The organism is Vibrio sp. B172a, assembly GCF_030248355.1.
Classification (GTDB): domain Bacteria; phylum Pseudomonadota; class Gammaproteobacteria; order Enterobacterales; family Vibrionaceae; genus Vibrio; species Vibrio owensii.
Genome location: NZ_JAHGAC010000029.1, coordinates 97,095 through 116,633 on the forward strand (window position 1 = coordinate 97,095; position 19,539 = coordinate 116,633).

The 19,539-nt window shown below is 43.8% G+C and carries 16 protein-coding genes; all 16 read right to left on the bottom strand.

What is annotated here, in order from left to right:
* The gene (locus KIT90_RS23105; protein ID WP_285378939.1) at nt 1-1,155 is read right to left on the bottom strand and encodes an EAL domain-containing protein; all 1,155 of its coding nucleotides are present in this window, start codon (nt 1,153-1,155) and stop codon (nt 1-3) included.
* Complete coding sequence (locus KIT90_RS23110) at nt 1,148-4,798, bottom strand: ATP-binding protein (protein ID WP_285378941.1); 3,651 nt, start codon at nt 4,796-4,798, stop codon at nt 1,148-1,150. Before KIT90_RS23110 ends, KIT90_RS23105 begins: the two co-directional genes overlap by 8 nt.
* Before the next feature lie 303 nt (nt 4,799-5,101).
* Entirely contained in the window at nt 5,102-7,027 is a 1,926-nt protein-coding gene (locus tag KIT90_RS23115; RefSeq protein ID WP_285378943.1) for a diguanylate cyclase domain-containing protein, read from the bottom strand.
* Complete coding sequence (locus tag KIT90_RS23120; RefSeq protein WP_285378945.1) at nt 7,024-7,563, bottom strand: YfiR family protein; 540 nt, start codon at nt 7,561-7,563, stop codon at nt 7,024-7,026. Before KIT90_RS23120 ends, KIT90_RS23115 begins: the two co-directional genes overlap by 4 nt.
* Complete coding sequence (locus KIT90_RS23125; protein ID WP_285378947.1) at nt 7,557-9,713, bottom strand: TonB-dependent siderophore receptor; 2,157 nt, start codon at nt 9,711-9,713, stop codon at nt 7,557-7,559. The genes KIT90_RS23120 and KIT90_RS23125 overlap by 7 nt, the downstream gene beginning before the upstream one ends.
* A gap of 236 nt (nt 9,714-9,949) precedes the next feature.
* On the bottom strand, nt 9,950-10,360 hold the full coding sequence (locus tag KIT90_RS23130) for a hypothetical protein (protein WP_285378948.1): 411 nt from the start codon (nt 10,358-10,360) through the stop codon (nt 9,950-9,952).
* A 99-nt stretch (nt 10,361-10,459) separates the two neighbouring features.
* The gene (locus KIT90_RS23135; protein ID WP_285378950.1) at nt 10,460-10,951 is read right to left on the bottom strand and encodes a hypothetical protein; all 492 of its coding nucleotides are present in this window, start codon (nt 10,949-10,951) and stop codon (nt 10,460-10,462) included.
* A gap of 9 nt (nt 10,952-10,960) precedes the next feature.
* Nucleotides 10,961-11,533: a hypothetical protein gene (locus KIT90_RS23140; RefSeq protein ID WP_046268337.1), complete on the bottom strand. Its 573-nt coding sequence runs from the start codon at nt 11,531-11,533 to the stop codon at nt 10,961-10,963.
* A 357-nt stretch (nt 11,534-11,890) separates the two neighbouring features.
* Entirely contained in the window at nt 11,891-12,307 is a 417-nt protein-coding gene (locus KIT90_RS23145) for a hypothetical protein (protein ID WP_039988835.1), read from the bottom strand.
* Between the two features lie 50 nt (nt 12,308-12,357).
* The gene (locus tag KIT90_RS23150) at nt 12,358-12,927 is read right to left on the bottom strand and encodes a hypothetical protein (protein ID WP_285378954.1); all 570 of its coding nucleotides are present in this window, start codon (nt 12,925-12,927) and stop codon (nt 12,358-12,360) included.
* Nucleotides 12,924-13,730, bottom strand: a complete 807-nt coding sequence (locus KIT90_RS23155) for an AHH domain-containing protein (RefSeq protein ID WP_039988209.1) — start codon at nt 13,728-13,730, stop codon at nt 12,924-12,926. Before KIT90_RS23155 ends, KIT90_RS23150 begins: the two co-directional genes overlap by 4 nt.
* Before the next feature lie 14 nt (nt 13,731-13,744).
* Entirely contained in the window at nt 13,745-15,232 is a 1,488-nt protein-coding gene (locus KIT90_RS23160) for a PAAR-like domain-containing protein (protein WP_114867507.1), read from the bottom strand.
* A gap of 149 nt (nt 15,233-15,381) precedes the next feature.
* Nucleotides 15,382-16,173: a type IVB secretion system protein IcmH/DotU gene (gene icmH, locus KIT90_RS23165; RefSeq protein ID WP_180913256.1), complete on the bottom strand. Its 792-nt coding sequence runs from the start codon at nt 16,171-16,173 to the stop codon at nt 15,382-15,384.
* Complete coding sequence (tssK, locus tag KIT90_RS23170) at nt 16,170-17,495, bottom strand: type VI secretion system baseplate subunit TssK (protein WP_285378958.1); 1,326 nt, start codon at nt 17,493-17,495, stop codon at nt 16,170-16,172. Before tssK ends, icmH begins: the two co-directional genes overlap by 4 nt.
* 11 nt (nt 17,496-17,506) lie before the next feature.
* On the bottom strand, nt 17,507-18,007 hold the full coding sequence (tssJ, locus tag KIT90_RS23175) for a type VI secretion system lipoprotein TssJ (RefSeq protein ID WP_020195819.1): 501 nt from the start codon (nt 18,005-18,007) through the stop codon (nt 17,507-17,509).
* Nucleotides 18,000-19,532 (bottom strand): type VI secretion system-associated FHA domain protein, encoded by a 1,533-nt coding sequence (locus tag KIT90_RS23180; RefSeq protein WP_285378960.1) that lies wholly within the window; start codon nt 19,530-19,532, stop codon nt 18,000-18,002. Before KIT90_RS23180 ends, tssJ begins: the two co-directional genes overlap by 8 nt.
* Nucleotides 19,533-19,539 lie beyond the last annotated feature (7 nt).

Genomic DNA, 19,539 nt, shown 5'->3' on the forward strand with positions numbered 1-19,539 from the left:
TTAATTCAATATCGTTATTGCTTCTAATGGCATAGGTTTATCGATGTAATAGCCTTGGCACACATCAACGGTATATTGGCGCATGGCCTCTAGCGTCACCTCGTCTTCCACCCCCTCTGCGACGACGCTAATGTTTAAGCTTTTTGCTAGTGCGCATATCGCTAACACTATGTTTTTCTTTTTCGGGTCATGAACTAACCCTTGAACGAATGAACGGTCGATTTTCAGCTCGTTGAAAGGCAGTTGAGCAAGCTTTTCTAACGAGGATGATCCGGTACCGAAATCATCAATACTGATCGTCACTCCATTCATTCGAAATTTAAGTAGGTTCTTATAGAGCGCTGGACTGGTTTGAAATGTGTCTCGCTCTGTTATTTCTATCGTAAATCGGTCTGGACTGATGCCATGCTCCTGACAACGGGCGATAAATTGGTTCGCAAATTCCGCATCTTCTAAGTTGTCATGATCGACATTTAGCGACACATGTTGCTTGAGTCCGCGATTTTTCATGTCGTATAACGCGTTGCTAAACACTGCATCAAATAACTCTGCTGACAAGTGACAGCGTTCCACGATCGAAAGGAAATTATGCGGAGCAAGCACGCCGTAAATCGGGTGAAACCACCGAGCAAGCGCCTCATAACCAATAATCTCGCCAGAGTTGGCATCTGCTAAAGGCTGGTAATAGTTTTTGACTTTACCCTCAGCCAATGCGAACAAGAACTCTTGGTCTTGAACGCAGATATCTTGTTGGAAATGTGAATTTTTAACCGGCTCAAGCCCCGATCTTCTCAGCATTTCGACTACTTGGCTTTCATCGTAGGGTTTAAGTAACTTACCCAGTACTTCAAAACTGAACGTCTCGCACATAGCGCGTACAGCTGTAACGATTGTCAGCTCCATAGCACTGACCAGCACGACTTTGCCGCGATAACCAATCTGGTTAAGCATTTCCATCATGTCGATGCCATCTTTGTTTGGCATTTGCAGATCACAAAAGATAATGTCGATATTCGTCAACTTTGCGTGTGCAATGGCTTTATCGACGTCATCGAATGAAGCGACTTCTACGTCGTGACGCAGCAACATTTGCTTCAACAGTGTAATTTGCAGTGGATGGTCATCAATCACCATCGCGTTAAGTGGTTTATTCATGAGCTTTTATCCAATGTTCTGCGAGGTTGATTTCTTGTTCGATTCGGTCGATCAGGCCAGTGACATGTGATTCAAAGTCGGCGTCGCTCGCCTGCTCTGCTTCAACACACAGTTCGGCTAAAATGCTAACCCCAATGGCACCGAGCGCTCCTTTAATGCCGTGGATAATGCGTTTTTTCTCTAACTTGCTTTCAGCTTGTTTTAAGTTGGAAACGTCTTGTGTCATCGAGCTTTTAAACACATTCGCAATCTCATGCGCATCTTGCTTTCTGAACTTCTCGATCCACTCAGGCCATTTCGCCTCTTTTTCTTGACCAAGGTAAGGCAGCAGCTTCGACTTGAGTTTTTCTAAGTCATAAGGCTTGTATAAGATGTCATCAATCCCGATGTTTTTGGCACGCTCATTGGCTAAGCGAGAATCCTCTGCCGTCACGCCAATTACAGGGATCGAAGCGTGCTCTGGTGTTGCTTTAAGCTTCTTCACTAGCTCAAAGCCATCCATCTCTGGCATATGGAAATCGGTCAGCACTAAAATCACTTGATCGTCACGGTTAACGTATTGCCACGCTTCTAGCCCGTTACTGACGATGACAGGCTCAATGCCAAGCTCTCGCAGTTGCATCGTAATTACGCTTTGGTTAATCGGATTGTCTTCTGCGACCAAAACAGAACCGTGCTTCCAATACACATCACTGAGTTTTTTAGTTTGCTTTGGCTTCAATGAACAATCTTGTGTTAACAGCGCCAAAAGTGTGTCGGGGTACTTGGCATCAGAAGGAGAAAGCTCACATTCTCGGTTCTCTCCACACACCAAATTGAGACCTTGGAATTTGCCTTGAGATGAAAACTTACCCGCCAAACATGGCGCTACATCCGTAGACTCCATTCCCCAAACTAGACACCAATCACGCACATTCGCAGGTAAGGTTGGTGAGAAGGTATAACGAATGGCCGCTTGCGGTTCAGCTTCACAGAAAATCACTGGTAGCTTCACCACCATTGTCGTGCCTAGGCCGAATTGGGAATCGATGCAGAGATCCCCGCCCATACATTCCACAAGACGGTCAACAATGCTCAAGCCGAGCCCTGTGCCACCGTACTTACGTGTGATCGTGTCATCGGCTTGCACGAACGGTTGAAGAATGCCATCAAGCTGTGTCTCCGTCATGCCGATACCTGTGTCTGCAATCTTCAGGATCAACTGCCCTTCATTCATTGCAATGCTAACGCTGATCTCACCATCGGTGGTAAATTTCACCGCGTTAGATAGTAAGTTTGTGGTGATCTGAACCAAACGCACGGCATCAACTTTCAACCAAGGATTCACAAACGGTTTGAAAGTCACACGGTAATCCAAACCTTTACTTACGGCCTTTGGCTCGAAGCTACGCACAACATCACTGAGTGTGGTCACCACATTGGTTTTGGTCGGCGTGACTTTTAATTGACCCGCTTCAAGCTTGGAATAATCAAGAACCTCATCCACCAGTAGGTTCAAGTGATTAAGAGAACGCATCGCTTGGGTGATGAGTTCTTTACTAGACTCGCGATTAGTCTGACGGGTCAACAAGTCCAACAAGCCATGTGCCGCAGACAACGGAGTTCTCAATTCGTGGCTCATCGTCGCCAAAAAGTTCTCTCGCGCACGAACCGCAGTTTGTGCCTTTTCTTGGGCATCAATGAGCGCAAACTCTCGCTCTTTCTGCTCGGTGATGTCTTGTAAAACGGTTAAAACGAACTTCTTCTTGCTGCTTGGTGAAAGAATCGATTTGCGCTCTCGATAAACATGTTGAATACCGAGCTTACAAGCATTAGATGCCGTCGTATCCGATATACGCTTTCCTGCAATCACTTGGCGCAGTTCGCGTACGTTGTCCACCAGCGGTTTCGCCCCTTTTCGACTTTGAATCGTACAGCCTTTACAACGATTATTGCGGTACAAAGAACAGTTGCTCATCTGGATCTGGTTGTCTTCACCGTGAATAAAGACAATGCTGTTGATCTCTTGGATTATCTCCATCAACCACTGTTTTTCCTTTTCTTCGTTGGTCGCGTTAAGCTCCGCCAGATTCACTTTTAACTTAAGATGAGCCAGAACGAAGTAAACAATGGCAAGCAAGATGACGAACACCACCGCGACAAACAGCACGATGGTAAAGATATGCTCTTCGTCGTATCCGTATACCAAGTTGAAGTTGCGGTATGTACGGTTGAGTTTGTCTATCTCTTTGGCATCGATCGTGTCGATGATGCTGTCGAGGATCTTCTTTAACTTGGTGTTGTGGTTTGCTACAGCAAAAGCAATAGAAAGCGTAAGGACGTCTTTTTCACTGATAAGCAGCCCATCGATATTATCTTGCGCAATCATGCTGTGAACGATGTCGTCCGGGACATAGGCGACATCGATCTCCCCAGATTTCAAATCGCTAAGCAACTGCTTTAAATCGTCGTAACGAGTGAAACGCTCTTCTTTCCATGAATCTAGATTCACCAACCCCTGCTTCTTTAGGCTCATTAATATGCCCGATTTCGCATCGTGAGGCGGATGACTGTCTACATCGAGCGCTTCAATCGCGACAAAGTTGTTGTGCATAAAAGGTTTGGTGATGAGCCAATCTGAAGAACGCGCATGATCTACGTAGGCGACAGGAACAATGTCGGCGCTAAATGCAGTCAAACCACTGTTTAAGCTGCTGCTAGGTTTTAAATACTCAAACTTGAGTCCCGTCCTAGATTGAATGAGGTCAATAAAATCCGGTAGGAAGCCATCTAAACGACCAGTGTGCGCATTTCTGAACAGAAACGGGAACGCCTCTTCACTACTGCTGTAAGTGATGGTCTCTTTGTTCTTGAGATCACGGCGATATTCCACCAGCAACTTGTCGTTGACGTGATAAGGATTTTTCGATGCAACAGAGCGAATGTTTTTACCATTGCGCTCCCAGCTTAGAATGCGGTCGATTCTATCGACAAGCGCTTGGTTTTCCTTAGAGGTAATAAAGCTCACATCCTCCTCGTTTAACCAACTTGGGATATCAACCGAACCATTCACAATGTCGTTCTGATCTAGATATTGGTTGATCGCGACATAGGTTGAGATCAGCGCATTTGCACGGCCAGTTCTCACCTCTTCAAATGCTTTAGCACGTGTTTGAACTTCGCGAACTTTGGTTGCGCCCATGTCTTTCAGGAACTCACAATATACGGTCCCTACCACGCATACCCATTGCAGTTCTCGAGGGTCGCGTTTGTAGTAACTGTTTTCGCGATACCAAACAGCGACGGTGCTAGAGAAGAAAGGCTCAGAGAAAATGAATCGGGCTTCACGCTCAGGGGTTTTACTAAAACCAACGGCCCCGTCAATCTTGCCACTTTCAATATCATTGAGGATATCGGGAATGTTGTCATAAGAGCGCAGAACAAGTTTGAGATTGAGAACCTTCGCAATGTTCGTGAGGTACTCTAGGTTAATACCATAGAAGGCGTTCACCTTGATGCCGGCGTTAGGGTCATCGGACATTTGTGCGATCACGCCAACCACAACGGCATCAGTTGGTTCTTCCGCAGCGAGAGAATAGTTTGAAGACGCAATTCCGATGAATGCGGCAAAAAATACAACGGTTTTTCTTAGAATGCTGAACATAACGACTTCCACGACTTGGGAGGTCAGACTAATTTGCACAGCTTAAATGTCAAACTTCGACAGTTTGAGAAATGTTTTTATATTACTGTTATTAAAAGATTTTATTCAATTTCGTCAGGACATTCTTACAAAATTATCCACCTTGGACTACAACACATTTGCGTAGACCATCTCATCATCAACACGAAACTGTTTGCACAACAAATAAACAGCATAACGTGCGTCACAATAAACAAAAAAGTATAATTAGACATCAGCTTGTGATGAAAAAAAGGCCACACTGGTTAAGTGTGGCCTTGATGATTATTCAACCAGACATGCTATTTCATTAAGACAATGAAACTGATTTTTCCCGTTATTCTTGGCTAGATACATCGCCATATCGGCTTCATTGATTTTCTCGTCCAATGTCGAACCGTCTTCTCTCGACCAATAACTCACACCGATGCTGGCAGAGATGTCACACGTTACTTCACCAAACTGAAATGGCTTGGATAAACTTTCTATGATGCGTTGTGCAATTGGCTCACAACTTGTTGCATCTCTTACGGCAATCAAAAACTCGTCACCAGCCAAACGCGAAACTAAATCTCTGCGAGCAACGCAGTTCATCAGGCGTTGAGCAACGACTTTGAGCAGTTGATCGCCTATCGCGTGACCATATTTGTCATTGACGGCTTTAAATCCATCTAAGTCGACAAACAAGATATGCTGAGAAGCACCAACATCGTGCTTTTCTTGCAGACGGCGCATTGCTTTAGAGCGGTTCGCAAGCCCAGTGAGCGGGTCATGATTCGCTTGGTAGTTCAAACGCTTCAATTCAATATCAATGGTTAGATCGGTAAAGGAAACCACAAAGGCTTCTGCTCGGCCCGTTTCGCTCTTCAATACACGTACTTTCAACTCACAAGGCATCACGCGCCCTTGTTGGTTTTTGAGCTCTACATGCGTCTTGTAGTGCCCAGTTTTGAGTAATCGCAGTTTGACGGCCTTTGTGACTTCAAAAGGCGATAAAAGCTCTAACGTTTTTAATGCATCCACTTCACCAAACCATTGTGTCGCGGCGTGGTTTTGAGTTTGAATGCCCAATGCTCGATTAAGCACTAAGATTGCGTCTTGGTTTTGATCGAACATCAGATCCAGTAATTTACGGCGTTGCTCGGAAAGCGTTTGCTCCGTGATGTCTTGCAACTGAATCAGACTGCTCTTTTCCGTGTCCATTGGATTACAAGAGATGAGATAACGTTTGGTCTTATCCAAACTGCGAACTTCAACGCCTTTTACCGTCGTGTGAGTGTCGATGGCAAACATCACACGCTCAATTTTTGACAGAGGTTCAAAGCGGCTCACTAGCAAACGTCTGATTTCAGAGTTAACCTCCATGCCTCGTAATTCTTTAGACGCGATCGGGTTAAAGTACGTCACCCTATGACTTGAAGAAACCACCAGAACGCAACGTTGCATTGCATCGAGCGCACTGTGTATATAACGGTTTTTGTCCTCGACCCGCTTTAGAACCTGCGCGACCTGAGACTCACGCTCAGCCAAGCTCATGGTCATTTCATTAAAGCACTCTGTCAGCTTCCCGACTTCATCCTGGTGGTAAACAGGCAGTGCTTTACGAATCACCCCGACTTTACTCATATGCTCTACAGAGCGATGCAGAGACAAAAGCGGCAACGAGATAAGCGAATGCAGCAGCTTCGCCAACGCCCATGCACACATAGACAGCAGCAGCACGATAACGCCAAGCGATAACCACATTTTGCGCTCGTTTATGAGCAAGTTTTCTAACGATACCCAGATCTCTAACGCGCCAAGCTTTTCATCACCTAAGACCACATCATAATGACGCATCACAACATTAAGGTGCGAGCACTTCAAGGTACGGCTTTGCCATTCACAGCCTTTTGGTAGATCTTCAATCGATGCGATGGTTTTATCATGTTGATTCACCACCAGCGCCGAGATCACATCGGGATCAAAACTCAGGTTAATCAGTTGCTCTTTCGCGGTGTATGAATCGTCAAACATCAAAGCTGCTTGAAGTGTATTCGCAACCCCCTGACCAAGAATATTGGTACGACGCTCTAACGCGCTTTCTTGGGCTAGGACTAAGTATTGAATGGCAAGCGTACCAAGACCTATAACTATGAGAGTAATCATAAGCCAAGTTGGAAGCATCATTTTGTGACGCAGTGGTAATCGAGCGAGACGGGAGCGAATCATGGCACCACCCCATCTTCGACTAGAATCGATATACTGAGCAACTGTGCCCGAAGCTGTACTTGAGTGGGTGCCACATGGCCGCGCGATACCATAGGGCGGATGCGGTTATTCACTTTCACAAATGCAACCATTCCTCCCATCAAAACAAACTGTTCACCATTGCTGATTAATAGCGAATGAGGATAAGTTTCTCTCAGCGTCTCAATCTGGGACGGCTTCGCCTGTGGAATATAAAGAATATGGCAAGTACTCGGCTTTACATCGCTCGAAAGGTCATAGTAACGAGAGAGCTGAGGCTTGCGAGCAACAATGCGTTTTAAATGCTCAGCGACGGAGTCACTCTCAGACACGCAATATTCTACAGGCGCAATAGACTTGCCTGTTGCCCCCCAATCGGCGAGTAAAGCAAATCGGTACAAATAGACCGCTTTCAAATCGGCATCGTCATATTGACCGAACGCGAACGTTGCACTTAGCAATGCCCATAAGGTTATGCCCCACTTAAAGGCCGAACTCTTTTCGAATCGTCTCACCATCTGGCGTAATCCCAATCTAGCGTCAACCAATACTGTGTGCCATTAGCAAAAGAGTTGTAATTGTTAGGAAACTCTTTACTTTGGTCAGCCCCTAAGTTCTCGACCGACGCGGTAATCTCTGGCATACAATCGTTGTACTGCCAGCTTAGAGATGCATCAAAGGAAACGACTTCAGGCCAGTTGTAGTCTTTATTGGCAACTGACACTGGATTCAATGCTGACTCATAATCTTCATGCAGTTCCGATTCAGAAACATATTGACCACTGACACTTACCCACCATTGCGGTGTGATGTCCCACATTACTTGTGCATTCACAAAGTGGTTTGGCTCATTTTCAATCATTCGTTTTACCGCATCATTATTTGAGCAGATGGCACCTTCACAATGACCAACAATTCGCTTATAGCTGTAGTTTGCGTTGATTTGAAGATCATCGCGGGGTTGCCATTTGACTGCGACCTCGCCCCCAAAGCTTTCGCTCCATATAGGGTCAATCAGCTTCGATGTATATTGTTCCACCACAGTGCCAATAGTCCCCGGAGATGATCCCTCCGCGATAATGGTTTGAGTCGCAGATTCAGTTTTATAAACGCGAATGTTTTCATGTCGGGTGTAAAAGCCACCGATGCTGAATTGCAAACGGTGTTCATCCCAAAAACGATAACCAAGTTCATACGTAGATACAGATTCGACATCCAGATCTTCATTGCCTTTAAGCAACGTACTATAGTAGTAGTCGTAATAGTTGTTATCGCTGAACATTACGTTCTGCATGTATTGGTTTTCACGCAGATAAGTACTCAACTCAAGGCGTGACGGCGTCACTATTGCTTTACCCCAACCTGCCCAAATTCTTTGGTTGCTTGCAAGCTCATAACTCAAGCGAACTTGTGGTTGCGGATCGATATCATGAGTCAGGTTATTGTATTGCCAACGGTTGCCCAGCGTTAACTTGGTCTTGTCCATGACGGGAATATTCCAGTTCATGTACACGCCATAAGACTGGTTCAGAAAATCAGGGTCTTCCGCTACACGTAAATAAGGCATTGTCACCTCATCACGCTTTGAAAAGGTGCCAAATTGCTCATCAATCAGGCGAGCGTTGCCGCCAAGGGTTAACTCGGTACCCCATAAATCAGAGAAAGTGTAATGTGAATCAAGATCGGTTCTAAAGAACTTTGCATTAGCATGAGTACTGTCGTTAGAGCTGTAGGTAAACCAAACTTCGTTTTCCCAACTGTCGCCATTGGCGCGATCAAAAATATGATGGCCACCAACGAAGTACTCTTGCATCGTCATTTCGGTTTCAAAAGCACGCATGGGCTCTGCACCTGGCATGATGAAATGCGGTTGGAAGTTGCCCCAGTTGTAATCTTCACGGGAACGAATGCCACCAGCCTGAACACTCAATGTATGTTCATGTTTCTGATAATCCAAACGACCACCGAAGCGCTCGGTATACACATTGAAATGCTGAAACGGCTGCACACGCGCTTCATCGCTGGTCCAAGGCATGTGATCAACGAACTCGCCGTAAAGACTGTAGTTTGCGTATTCACCAGCAGAGCCCGCATGATGGAGCTGATATTCACTGTAATCGTAGTTTCCGAAACTGGCTGACACCTTCCCTTTTGCCGCACCCTCTGCCTCTTTTGTGATGACGTTAATAACACCGGTTACGGCATTGCCGCCCCATACTGTGCCAACTGGACCAAGGACAATTTCGATCTGAGCAATGTTATCCATACTGACGGGGATTAAATCCCAATCCACATCAGAAGACATCGGGTTAAACACACTACGACCATCAACCATGACCAGCATTTTATTGTTCAGGGTTTCGTTATTGCCACGCACGGTCACACCCCAATCGTAATTGGAGTATTTCGCGACGTGCAGTCCGGGTGCCAAAGATAACGCATCAGCCACAGAGCGTGCACCAGAGCGTTTAATCTCTTTTGCAGTAATGACATATACAGACGCGGGCGTATCTGCAAGGGATTGCGAGGTTCGAGTGGCCGAAACAACCTTGGTTTCAGCCAAGGAGCACAATGGCATTTCGAGTAAAGAATCTAGATCATAGTTAGCAGAGGCAGGAGCAACAGCTCCAAACGTGGATGCAATCACGAGGTTTAACGACAAACGCATAGGGGTATTTCTCAACGTTTGAACGCAAAAAATGGTATTTGGGGGAAGAGGTTCAAACGTTAAATTACAGTGTATCTATATGAGTACAGTGTACCATTTGCCCTAGTGTGGTTCATTTTAAACCAACGCCAATTACGCTGAGTTATTTTTGTCGAGACGATTAATTGATGTACCAGATAGTGGGAGTTGGGTGTAGAGAGTAAAAAAGCGCCGACAGGCGCTTAAATAGAAACGTTTTAATTCCAAACGGGCTCGCCGTATTCTTCACAGCGTTTTTTATCATAGTATTCAATACGCCCACCTTTACCGACAAACTGCGCCTGCACTACCATTCCTGCATCCACAAACTCTCGGAAATAGTCGCATGACACATAAAAACTGCTGTCCTGAATGACTATAGGTACCCATTCGTAACCGCCGCTACGAGGTAAGTAAGACTTGAATACAATGACCCCGTCATCCGAAACCTCAATCGCTTGGTCATATTCATTAAGTTTGTAGAAACGCTGTCCATCAAGTTCGGCTTTCGCATATTCAATAGTTTCTTGAGTTGCCGTAGAAGTCGGTGTTTGATTCGGCATTGTTTGACAGCCGACGACCGATGTTGCCGCCACCAACAGCAAAGTTAATTTCGTTGTTCTATTCATTATTTCCTAACCACTGTGGATTCATTAGCCACGTTCTCATCATTTATTTGTTAGAGTTGTATCCGATTGAATAAAAGAAAAAGCGCCTTTCGGCGCTTATTATACATCTCTTATCCAAACGTCTCTGACGTCTTTTTTAAGAAGGTCGATCACACTTTGGTGAATGAAAACTAAGCCAAAGTCTTCTTCTAGTTTAAATATTAATCGTTCTTCTAACGGGATATTTTCTAATTTAGAGAAATCAAACTCTGTTGACTCGATGTCTAACCAGTTTAACTTGCCGTATTGTTTTTCTTTGTCCGTCAATTTATAAGTTTGATGGATGTAAGGCATACGATAATCTTCGTAAACTTTAATTTGTTCATCTGTTGGTTGGCTTGGAGAACAATCGACGCGAGCGTCTAACCACTCTACTCCGTGTACAACCAGTTTCTCTACTTCTGATGCGATATCACTGATGATAAATAGCTTCGGAGAAAAGGTCATTTCAATCAGTAAGTCAGGCTCTACGGGTACTATTGGTTTAGGGGTTTGCTGGAATGGGAAGTTAGTTAAGTTTTGCTTTGTTAAAATAATATAGTCTTCTTTCATTATTTTCCCCTAAAATTTAGGTGCACGCATAGATGTATTCTTCTTCATTTTCCTAACTAGAGAAAATCTTGAATCATTACTAATCAAATCATAGATTTCTGGAGCGAAAAATACTGCAGTATCAGCTCCTTTAGCCCTATAAACCACCCGTTTATGGAAGGGGATCTTTAAAATTTTCTCTGGGCTTAGAAACAATCGGTGGACGATTAGGTCCCCATTGTTTGGTGATACTTCTACAACACTTCGTTCAAAGTCGACAACATCTTGAATGTTATTCAGAGCTAGTATGTATCGATCGGTGATGACTCCATCTTTAGTCGATAGTGATGCTGGATAAAACTCTACACCATAAGGATCAAAGCTCATTACAAGATCTGCAAATTCTTTAGTAACACATATGTCACCATTATCCGAAATGGGGTGAACCATGGAGGAAGTTACATTTTTATCCTCCCATCTTATTGGACTCTCCGAACTCGTTGGGTGAAAATTATTTGTACTATATAGAAATTCACGATCATCCACACATTGGAATGCCGTTGAACTTCTCATATAGTCCTCAGAGATTACCGAAAACTCCATCTTATACCTCTTTATTGTTTGGTAATTATCTTGCTTTGCTCTCTTACACCCATAAGGCGATATTACTAGTGAAGGAATTAAAAACACATCAATAATCTTCTGTAGGAGCAAACCTTTTTACAAGCGGAATTGGCTGATTAGGATATGTAAATACGTTGGATGGAACCGAATAAGAGAATTCATCCGGAAAATCATAAAGTGGTGTTTCAACAATTTCTCTAGCAAAGTAATAATCACTCATTTACAACTTCTGACGTTCTTATTTTATTCTTGTTCTTTAATTCAACAGGCATCAGCGGTGCTTCAATCGTAGTATTAAAGAAAAAGCGCCATGAGACGCTTTTCAATGCTGGCAGTCTAATAACGGCCATATGGAGCTGTGGTATCATACCATACATCGACACATCCAGCTGACTTCAAGTCTTTAACGAAGTTCTCACTAATATATAATTCATTATTCTCGTTAAAAACAAAAGCATATTTTTCTTCTACTTCTAAATCTGTCAGGGTTGGAAATTGTAAAAGTTCAATTGTTTTATAATCATCAAACTGTCTATCATAATCGTCAGGATTACTACCAAAATCAAAATTACTATCCCAAGTATCTTTTCCTTCTAACCAAAATTCATTTAACTTTTCTAAAATTTCTTCCCAAATTACGAATCGGATAGTATTGTCAAAAATAATAAACAAGTCAGGGTTAGAAAAAACCATACCTGGTCTTTTTTCTGGTAGAATATTGCTTAAATTTTCTTTAATAAACTTAATATACATATTACTTTAGGATTGTTATTTACATAAAAGTCATTTAAATTTAATTTCATCTATCTAAAGTCTGAATAGCCGTCTGCCGGTATAAATTCCACACCGACTAGCTTAAAATTTTTTATTTTTTCAACTAAACTTTTATGGAAAAAAACACACTTCAACCAACCAGGATCTATCACTATCTGTCTTCTATCTACTGGTATAGTCTGAATTAGTTTTTCATCTAATATAAGATTAAGAATACCACTAATCATCTCATCACCATTAGAGTCCTTTCGGTACCTCTTGATCTTACTTTCAGATCTATCAATCAACTTAATCTCGTTGACAACTTGTAGCATAAGAAAATCATGTTCGCCTTTATCATGAAGTTTAATATCGACCCAATTAACCCCAAAAATGTTATTCAAATTTAATTTCGAAAATTCATTTTTCTTAATCGAGAAATTTGGCATCTCAAGTATATCTGGGATTTCATAATCATCTTGTGGAAGAAATTCGACTATCAAGGGAACAGGTGCTTTAGGGTAAGTAAAACTCGTTAAGGGCACTGAATCGATGTATTCATCTGGAAAACAGTAAATTGGGGAATTGACACACTCTCTTGCAAAAAAATATTCACTCATTTTCCAACCTCAAGTTTTCTAGGTTTCATAGTCTTACCTTTTACATTCTTTATATTGTGTTTTTCTTCCGGTAGCTTGGAAGATCTACTTGGGCATGCGCTTCTTGATTTACTCTTGCTTTCTATATTACTCTCGCCAGCGCAACCTATGTCACTTGCCGGAGAGTAATCATGACCAAAAGTCGAAATTGTATATAAAAAGCTATCTAAACACACTAAAATGTCTTCAGAGACGTCGTCTAAATCAGACTGAAAGTGCCTTTTATTCCCTGATTTGCAATAATAGCCTCTTCTTGCACTTTCTTTTACACCTTTAATATCTCGATTAACTGACTTTATATACTTTATATCATCCAGCCGCAACTTAGATGCTATGGGGTCAGGGACCTTTGTTACCGGAATTGATGTAAGTTCACCACTTTCAGGATCTGAACTTGTTTCCCAAAACTGTTCTTGCTCGGTCTTGAAGTCCAAACCTCCACCATGGCCAGACTTATGGACGTGTGTATTGACTTGACAAGCGATATCCGTTTTGGAGGGGAACATTACCCCATTTTTCCAGGTGTTTATATCATACTCATATGCTTCTCTGTATTTTTTCCAGTCTGGAGTATCTAAGTTTTTAGTTGTTATGATGTGGTGAGCCTGAAGTCCGAACTGTCCGTCATCCCCCTTCAAACGTCCATCCGCCCATAAATGTTCATTGAAGCCCGACTTATAGTGCTTAGATTTAATTGCTTTTGCTAAAGCAGGCCCTGAACCTTTTACAAGACTGTGTGTTTTTACAGTTGAGTTTTTAGCCATGATGGTATTGACCTCTAATAAGCATCACATTTTTCTGGTTTTTTCTTACAAACGGGACAGATAAACTCCTTTTTATCTTTGTCCTCATTCGCCTTTGCAGAGTTCTTTCCTGACTGAGCAGACTCACCTGTATTGTGTTTTACTTTTGCTGGGTACGTTTTCTCGCCCTTACCTAAGATGCGAGCAAAAAGATCATCAAACTCGCCCATCGCTTCTTTTAGTTTGTCCGGCACCATCTTATCGATGATTTTCACTTCATCCGCTAGCTTCAAGAAATACGCGCCGAGCTCATCTGCGCCCATTCTGTTTGCGTATGAAGCCAGCTCAGTTGCCACTTCAATACAAGGTTTTAGAACATCGCTAACAATCTGGCTGGTTTGTTTCGCGTAATCCACCCAATCTAATGTACGCAAGAATTTTTCTGGATCGCCTTTCCCCATGCCTCTTAAAACGGCTAGCAAAGTATCTTTTGATGTTCCTTTACCGCCTTTTAGTGCTACTTTACATGTGCCTTTGACCGCACTACCAAATGTAGGAACGCAGCCGACAAGGGTAAGTGAAAGTGCTAACCAGTTTTCGGGCTTATCACGTTCTTCTTCACTCAACAAAGTCATAATGTTTGCAGATAAATCGCGCACGTCAGCGGCTTGGTCTACGACAGGAATCATCGTCAGCGCTGTATTGGCGATGATCTGCTCTACAGAAGCATCATCGTTGAAATCACCAAGAATCACACCCCAAATCCAACTGGCGGCACCAGACATTCGCGTCCAAGCATTTTCCCAGAAGCCAACTTCACCTTTCTTTGTTTCTTCAATGATCAGTTGAGCGTTCGCACTTGGATTAAAGTTTGGATTGGTCTTCGTTGGGACATTCGGCATAAAGTCTCGGCTGTCCTCGCCGTACTCTATGGCAAACTCACCCGGAGCAACGCCACCAACCGATGCTTTACCGTTGTTGTCTAGTGTTCCTTCAAATACGGCGCCAGATTGATCGGTTAGAGTGTAAGTTGCGCCTTGAACGGGTTCACCGTCTGAGTAAGAGAGGTACAAATCAACCGTATACGTCCCTTCCTGATCTTCCGTAACAGAAACCGATGGGTTTTGAGCGCCACCAAGACACATGGTATTGGCTTTGTTCATGGTCATTTGGTCAGACAAACGACATACGCCCTTGCCTTCAAACTTAACCGTTGGTGAGGCTGAAATGAATTTTGCTTCGGCTTCTATCGTGCCGGATGCGACGCCTTTTTTATCGCCGCCCGCATCACCGGTACTTTTTGAAAACGTACTGCCTTTAATTGCGACACTGTTGCCGCCATCCATAGAGATAGTCGTAGTGCCACCTGCAAGATCTGCTGATTTAGCATTGTTGCCATAAGGGATAGGAACGATCGGCTTGCCGACCTTCGTTAAACAAACATCTGGGAGCGTTGCATTCGCTTCACCACCTGAGCCTTTATGAACTATCGAAAGTCCATTTGCACCAACTGTTACGCCCATAACCAATCCATTTGAATTTTGTTGATTGAATAATAAAAGAGATCGCATATTGCAATCTCTCTAAATGACTAGTGAATTTCACTAAACCGCTAGTGAAATTCACGATAAAGCTTAAAACTGGCAGAAGATCTCATTTCGAGATCTTCTGTTTATCGATACAGTTCAAGCAATTGCTGGAACTTTAAATCTATAACGACGTAGGTCGCGGCATACATGATCGCGAAGGTAATTGCGCTGATGCCTAAAATCAGTTTGGGTGAAATCACCCTTTTTAACGGTTTCTTGAGGTATTTAGCCTTAAGGTTAACGAGAGAGACTTTCTCTTGCTCTGCCAAACGTTCGTCACGTACTAAGCGATAAATGGTATTGCCGATTTCTGCGAGCTTTTCGTTACCGCGTTCTTCACGGCCGTATTTGCCCTGAAAGCCAAGTTGAAGCAGTAAATACAGAAACTCGATAACGTGACGATACTTGCGTGGGTCTGCTTTTAAGCGCTCGAGAATAACGAAAAACTTATCGCCGCCAGATGTTTCATTGTGGAACTCGGACAGCAAACTGTTCTGGCTCCAATGGCTGTTAGCGCCCCACTCTTGTCGGCAAACCGATTCATCAATCGCAGCACACAAACAGTATCGGATGACCAAAATGGATGCGCGGTCCAATTCCATTTCATTGAGCTTACGTTCGCCTTTTCTTATCTCGCGAGCCACTTGCTCACGGAATGGCATTGGATCATCAAGCCAAGGAATTGAGGACATACAAGACAAGCTGGCGATCAACCATGAAAACTGGTCGACCAACGGGTTGATGCCCATGTTTTCGATGTTTAGGTCTTGTACCGCGATATTACGAGACAAGTCAGGCGCTGGCATCACCTCCATCGGTTTGCCAGGCTCTGGTTGGAATAAAACTACAGTGACGTCGGTTTCTGCGTAACTCATAGACGAACAGCCCATAGTTGCAATGACAAGTTAGCAAAGTCACCCGCTACGTGAACCGCAATCGCAGCCGTGTTTTTCAGTGCTGCCCACTCTTCACCGGTCTTATCCAGTTCGAAGTAGGTGTAACCTGCGTGGTAAGGCAATGCACGAGGTACGACTGGCATTGGTTTAATCTCGATACCAGGCAGTTGAAGGTTAATCAAGTCACGAATGTTATCGATAGAACCGATCTTCGTTTGACTAACAAACTGGGTATGAAGCACATCCAAAGTAACATCGGCTTTAACCGCAAGAATAAAGGTTGTTGTATCAATAATCTTGCTGTCTGGAATCGCTGCCGTTCTAATGCCGTAGTTTTGGTCTCTCAACGTGAGTGGCATTGCACGCTGCTCAGACATCACACTTAATGTCATCTTCGCACTATCAAGTGTTCGCGATAGACAGCTGGTCAAATCGCCGTGATTGTATTTGGTAAACTCAACTGGTCGACGAGACACCGAACACAGAGTCGAAAGCTCACCTTCCGCTTGAAGAAGAATGCGGTAAAACGATTCAGGATGAATCCCTTCTGCACTCGCAAAATGCCAGAATAATGGCTCGTATCGGTTTAGAGCTTGGAGCAGCATGAAATCAGAAACTGAAGATACACCTTGTTGGTCGACGACACCTAAGCGCTGAACGATAGACTCTGCGCGGTGTTTCAGCATAGAAGCAAACTCGGTTGCGAACTTGTTCAGTACGGTCGAAGCATGGATATCAATACAAGTCGGAATAAAGCTCTCATCTAAGATGACACTGCCGTCTGGCTTCACTTCTGAGATCTTTAGAATTGGAATCGATGTGTACGCACTCTTGTCTTCGTGGTCGTACATCAAACAAAAGTTAAGCTTACCGACTACGATGTTTGCCATGTCTTCCGAATCATAACAAGCATCGACGGCTTCTTGCGATTCCATGGTGTAACGTGCGCCGTCTTTCTTGGTGCCGAATAGCTCCGAACGTTCAGAAGGTAACGGACAGCAAAGGTAAACCACTTTATCAGCAATCGAAGGATCAACGTCTTTTACTTCTGGCAGTTCAGCGAGCAGTGGCAGATCAAAAGGGGTTCGGTCTTGAAGAATGCCTTCAGCGCGAGTAATACCAATTTTACCCAACGCCAGCAGTTGCGAGTTAATCTCTAAACGCTTAATTCCCCAATGTAGAGGCGATGCATTGGCGCTCAACATGCTCGACAGTTTACTTTGTGAACGATCGAGTTGCTGAAAGTGCTGCGGCTTCATGAACATTCCATCTTGCCAAACAACTGGATTGTATAAAGACATGCTTTTATTCCTTAAAAGTAAACTTGTTCAATGCCGCGAGTGTTGTCAGAAATTAACTCACTGCCTTCTAACTTGAGTTTGATGTAGTACTCGCTCTTCTCTTCAATCACTTCGACTTTACGCCAAGAAGAGCCGTCAATATCGCGAAACGCTACCGAGAACCCTACGGCACGAGTAGCTGGGTCAAGCTCCAAGAACTCATGGATTTTTTCACCCGGTTGCATTTGGTATTCGTAACGTTTGATGTATTCATCACCCAGTGACGCTTTATCATTCTCAAACAAGGCAAAGAAATCTAAGCTTCGAAACAATACTGGTGATGTCAGTTCATGCACGCGCAAAATAACCGGAGAGGATTGCCCGCCTTCACGAACGTTAAGAACCGAAGAAGCCTCAATCACCAACTCGATTGATGACGTTTCAGGTGTAATACCTGTAGATTCTTTAAATTGGTCCCACATGGAACAGCCGGATAGCAAAGCACATCCGAGCAACATCGCAATACTACGCATGGCTTCCCTTAATCGCTTTGGTGTAGTTTTTCTTGATCAAACCTTTCAACGATGTCTCATTCATTTGGCGACGGTTATTCGCATAGAACTCCAGATATTCACCCCACAATTTTGATTTGGTAGTGAACATAGATTTACTTGCGACGTCGTTTGCAAACGTGACAGGGTCATTCGTTTCAGATTGCTCGATCAGCAACTCATTGAGTGCTTTATTAAAAATAATTTGGTGGTCGTTGATTTCATCTAACATCTGTTCGACCAACTCATTAGGAGACAGTAGATTCTGGCTGTTTAGAGTCAGCATCAATTCCGCTAGGTTAGAATCTGCTTCGCTTAAGCCCTGCTCACCTTTAAGTGACTCCACTTCATGAAGGTCTTTTTGCAAGTTGTCGATACACAAACGAAGGCAGGTCCCCATTTGTTTAAACAGGAGTGCTTCATTGCTGATCAATTCTGGATTACTGATCCCCAAACCTTCATAGAACGCTTTGCTAATGTCGGAAGAAAGAGTGCCTTGCTCAGTAGCGATAGATTCATTGCTGACGAAGCCCACTTTGGTTTCCGTAACTTTCGATTCTTGCTGAGCAGATTGCGTCGAAGGAATAAAGGCTTGTGTTACCTCCTCCCATTTCTGACCAACTGGTTCTGTTCTTTGTGCCGATTGTTGGACTGGTGGTGGAGTCGGTTGTTCAAATTGTTGTGGGCGAGATTGGTGTACTTCAGGTTGCACTTTCTCAGGTTGAGACACCAACGCTTCTGAGTTATCTGATCTCTCTGAATTCACAAAATCTTCAGGAATAAAACTGCTATCTCGACGAGGTTGTGTTTCTGGTTCAACAGATGCATTACTCGTGGCGGTTCCAGCCAACCAATCTTCTGGAATTAGGTTCGGAATATCGAATTCAGAGTGGATACTGAAGCTATCATCCACAACTTGTCTTGTGTTTTCGATTGGCTTAGTTTGCACGGCCTCAGGCTTTTCGACATCACGGATAAGATGGTCATCTTCACGCTGCATCGAAAACTTAAGATGTGCAATAGGATCATCGCTGTCCACATCGTCCTGTTTCGTTTCCATGAACAGGTCTTCTAACGCGCCGACTTTTTCGTCTTCCTCAACGACAGCCTCACCCAAATTAACTAGCGGATCATTTGAGACACGTTCTGGAGCAATATCGGCAGCAATATCTTGAGCCGCTGAAACATGCTCTAAAGAAACACCAATTTCGTACTGGCCAAGGGACACCACGTCACCGTCGACAATCGAAACTGGTTGGTTTTTAAGGATCTTATTGCCGTTTACCATAGTGCCATTGGTTGACACATCACTGATGTAATATGTGTCGCCGTAAACACTAATAAGGCAGTGGGTCCCAGAGATAAAACGATTATGGTCAGTTAAAGGTAGTGTACAACTTGGCGCACGCCCTACTGAGCCACCACCTTCGGGCATCTCGATATGCTTAGCGCCTGTGTATTCCTCCGGGCACTTTGAAATGAATAGGACTAGCTGATGTGTTTGCATTGCTAAA

Excerpts from the sequence above, each read along its gene's own strand:
- icmH (WP_180913256.1), bottom strand. The coding sequence starts at position 16,173 with ATGAGTTACGCAGAAACCGACGTCACTGTAGTTTTATTCCAACCAGAG.
- KIT90_RS23125 (WP_285378947.1), bottom strand. The coding sequence starts at position 9,713 with ATGCGTTTGTCGTTAAACCTCGTGATTGCATCCACGTTTGGAGCTGTT.
- KIT90_RS23110 (WP_285378941.1), bottom strand. The coding sequence starts at position 4,798 with ATGTTCAGCATTCTAAGAAAAACCGTTGTATTTTTTGCCGCATTCATC.
- KIT90_RS23155 (WP_039988209.1), bottom strand. The coding sequence starts at position 13,730 with ATGGCTAAAAACTCAACTGTAAAAACACACAGTCTTGTAAAAGGTTCA.
- KIT90_RS23105 (WP_285378939.1), bottom strand. The coding sequence starts at position 1,155 with ATGAATAAACCACTTAACGCGATGGTGATTGATGACCATCCACTGCAA.
- KIT90_RS23140 (WP_046268337.1), bottom strand. The coding sequence starts at position 11,533 with ATGGAGTTTTCGGTAATCTCTGAGGACTATATGAGAAGTTCAACGGCA.
- KIT90_RS23135 (WP_285378950.1), bottom strand. The coding sequence starts at position 10,951 with ATGAAAGAAGACTATATTATTTTAACAAAGCAAAACTTAACTAACTTC.
- KIT90_RS23120 (WP_285378945.1), bottom strand. The coding sequence starts at position 7,563 with ATGGTGAGACGATTCGAAAAGAGTTCGGCCTTTAAGTGGGGCATAACC.
- KIT90_RS23150 (WP_285378954.1), bottom strand. The coding sequence starts at position 12,927 with ATGAGTGAATATTTTTTTGCAAGAGAGTGTGTCAATTCCCCAATTTAC.
- tssK (WP_285378958.1), bottom strand. The coding sequence starts at position 17,495 with ATGTCTTTATACAATCCAGTTGTTTGGCAAGATGGAATGTTCATGAAG.
- tssJ (WP_020195819.1), bottom strand. The coding sequence starts at position 18,007 with ATGCGTAGTATTGCGATGTTGCTCGGATGTGCTTTGCTATCCGGCTGT.
- KIT90_RS23130 (WP_285378948.1), bottom strand. The coding sequence starts at position 10,360 with ATGAATAGAACAACGAAATTAACTTTGCTGTTGGTGGCGGCAACATCG.
- KIT90_RS23160 (WP_114867507.1), bottom strand. The coding sequence starts at position 15,232 with ATGGGCGTAACAGTTGGTGCAAATGGACTTTCGATAGTTCATAAAGGC.
- KIT90_RS23180 (WP_285378960.1), bottom strand. The coding sequence starts at position 19,532 with ATGCAAACACATCAGCTAGTCCTATTCATTTCAAAGTGCCCGGAGGAA.
- KIT90_RS23115 (WP_285378943.1), bottom strand. The coding sequence starts at position 7,027 with ATGATTCGCTCCCGTCTCGCTCGATTACCACTGCGTCACAAAATGATG.
- KIT90_RS23145 (WP_039988835.1), bottom strand. The coding sequence starts at position 12,307 with ATGTATATTAAGTTTATTAAAGAAAATTTAAGCAATATTCTACCAGAA.